Genomic DNA, 2,687 nt, shown 5'->3' with positions numbered 1-2,687 from the left:
CGTAAGCGCTGTGTGGCGCCCACCTTCTCTTGATCCTTGTGATTTGAGACTCACGCCCTGTTGGATAACAGGAGGTGAGTTTCGCCATGGAGACTACGAACGAGTTTCTCACGCGTTTGGGCGTTGAGGTCTCACGGACCGGGAGCCGACGGTGGCCAGATCGTGTGAAAGCGCGGATCGTGGCAGAAACGCTGGTGCCTGGAGCAACGGTGAATGACGTTGCGCGCAAGTATAACCTTCGCCCGAACCACCTGTCGGGATGGCGGCGGCTGGCCAAGGATGGTGAACTTGTTTTGCCCGCGCCAGAGGCTGACACGGACTTCGCCCCGTTGGTGATGTTCGATGTCGAAAGTTCGCCATCGGCGGAAGATACGGGTTCGGCGAGTAGGGCAATCGAGATCGTAGCTGGATCGGTTTCTGTCCGGCTGGACGGTGCCACGCCTGCAGCCCGGATTGGGGACATCGTGCGCGCGCTTGGGGGTGGCGCATGATCTTCCCTTCGAACCGTGTGCGCATTTTGGTGGCAACGCAGCCGGTTGACTTCAGAAAAGGACACGACGGGCTGACAGCCATGGTGCAGACCGTGCTCCGCAAAGATCCGTTCACCGGGACAGTGTTCCTGTTTCGGGCCAAGCGCTTGGACCGGCTGAAGCTTCTCTATTGGGACGGCAGCGGTCTGGTCATGGCCTACAAACGGCTCGAGGACACGACCTTCACCTGGCCCACGATCAAGGACGGAATGATGGCGCTGAACCACGCACAGTTCGAGGCGCTTTTTTCCGGGCTGGACTGGCGCAAGGTCAAGGCGCTGGAGACCCGCCCACCAGCTGCGGCGGAGTGACTCGGGGCGACGAATGCAGGGATCATGGCTTTGATCCCAGTGTATAATACTGATCATGAGCGCCGCTGCCAAAGACCTCGATCTGTCCGTCCTGCCACCGGAATACCGCGTAGCTTTTGAGGCCTTGAAGGCAAAAGCTGCGCGGGCCGCGGAGCTGGAGGACATCGTCAAACGTCTTGAGCATCTGGTGGCCGAGCTGAACCAGGTGGTCCACGGCAAGAAGTCCGAGAAGCTCAGCGAAGATGATCGCCAGCTGACCTTCGAGGATCTTGAAGCTGCCGTCGCCGAGGCCCGTGAACAAAAGAAGGTGCAGACGCCCGGAGACGACAAGCCCAAGCGAAAGCGAGTGGCCAGGCGCAACCGCGGCAACCTGCCCGCCGGTTTGCCACGCATCGAGCAGGTAGTCGAACCCGACAGCCTGATGTGCCCCTGTGGTTGCGGGCAGATGCACAGGATCGGCGAGGACCGCAACGAGCGGCTCGACATCGTCCCGGCACAGTGCCGTGTGATCGTGACGGTCCGCCCAAAATATGCCTGCCGCACCTGCACCGATGGGGTCACACAAGCACCGACGCCCGCATGGCTGATCGAGGGCGGGCTCCCAACCGAAGGCGCCATCGCGCATGTTCTGGTCAGCAAATATGCGGACCATGCCCCGCTCTACCGACAATCACAGATCCTCGCCCGCTCTGGCATCGACATTCACCGCTCGACGCTGGCTGATTGGGTCGGTGTGGCAGCTTTCCACCTTGGACCCATCGTGGACCGGCTGGCCGAGCACCTGAAGACATCCACGAAGCTGTTCATGGACGAAACCACGGCGCCGGTCCTCGATCCGGGCCGCGGGCGGACAAAAACAGGCTACCTCTGGGCTCTGGCGCGCGATGATCGGTCATGGGGCGGCGATGATCCCCCCGGGGTCGTCTTTTTCTATGCTCCCGATCGCCGCGGGGAGAATGCCGAGAAATTCCTGACCGGCTTCAATGGCACGCTGCAACTCGATGGCTACCAGGGTTACAACCGGCTGACGCGCCCTGACCGCAAGGGCGGTGATCCGATCGTTGTCGCCCATTGCTGGGCGCATGCGCGTCGCAAGCTCAAGGAAATCTTCGATCGCGATGGTTCCGAGATCGCCGCCGAGGGCCTGCGCCAGATCGCAGGAATCTATGCCGTCGAGAAAGACATCCGCGACACGTCCCCGGGCCAGCGCCTGTCAGCGCGCCAGGCACGATCCGCGCCACTGGTCGAAGCCTTCGGCATCTGGCTACAAGCGCAGCGCCTGCGCATCTCGGCCAAATCGCGCCTCGGAGAGAAGCTTGCCTACATCCACCGACACTGGGATGGTTTGCAGACCTTCCTGACGGACGGACGCGTCGAGATCGACTCCAACAAGGTCGAAAATCTGGTCAGGCCGATTGCTTTGAACAGGAAAAACGCATTGTTCGCCGGTCATGACGAGGGGGGCAAGGCATGGGGCCGCATCGCATCCCTGATCGAGACCGCCAAGATCAACGCCATCGAGCCTTTCGCCTATCTCAAGGCTACGCTCGAAGCCATTGCGGCCGGACATCCGCAACACCGCATCGACGAGTTGCTTCCTTGGAACTTCCAGCCGTCAAGCTGAAACCCAAGTGCCCTTCAGACACCGCTTACGTTCATCTTCGATACAATCGTGGTCTATGACTGCCGAACATGCGGCGTCGTTAGATCATACCTGTCAACACAGCGTGATCAGGGTAGCTGACGTATGGTCTCGATCATAGGGTATCGTTCTGTACATCGATTGAGAGACTGGGGATTTTATTAGGTTTGGCGGTGACCTACTCTCCCACGACTTGAGTCGCAG

3 protein-coding genes are annotated in these 2,687 nt (G+C 60.6%); all 3 read left to right on the top strand.

Features of this window, described 5'->3' with window-relative positions; all coding sequences use genetic code 11:
- Nucleotides 1–86: 86 nt before the first annotated feature.
- From P1U48_RS18150 to P1U48_RS18140, 3 genes are read left to right on the top strand one after another with little or no spacing between them, the layout of a single operon-like run.
- Complete coding sequence (locus P1U48_RS18150) at nucleotides 87–491, top strand: transposase (RefSeq protein ID WP_301070753.1); 405 nt, start codon at nucleotides 87–89, stop codon at nucleotides 489–491.
- The gene (gene tnpB / locus P1U48_RS18145; protein WP_301070749.1) at nucleotides 488–841 is read left to right on the top strand and encodes an IS66 family insertion sequence element accessory protein TnpB; all 354 of its coding nucleotides are present in this window, start codon (nucleotides 488–490) and stop codon (nucleotides 839–841) included. The genes P1U48_RS18150 and tnpB overlap by 4 nt, the downstream gene beginning before the upstream one ends.
- Before the next feature lie 55 nt (nucleotides 842–896).
- Nucleotides 897–2,465: an IS66 family transposase gene (locus P1U48_RS18140; RefSeq protein WP_301070747.1), complete on the top strand. Its 1,569-nt coding sequence runs from the start codon at nucleotides 897–899 to the stop codon at nucleotides 2,463–2,465.
- Nucleotides 2,466–2,687 lie beyond the last annotated feature (222 nt).

The sequence above is a fragment of the Pseudooceanicola sp. genome, from assembly GCF_029213205.1.
In the GTDB taxonomy this organism is placed as follows: Bacteria; Pseudomonadota; Alphaproteobacteria; order Rhodobacterales; family Rhodobacteraceae; genus Pseudooceanicola.
The sequence above is the reverse complement of the archived record's forward strand: the minus strand, read 5'-3'. Positions and strand labels throughout refer to the sequence as shown.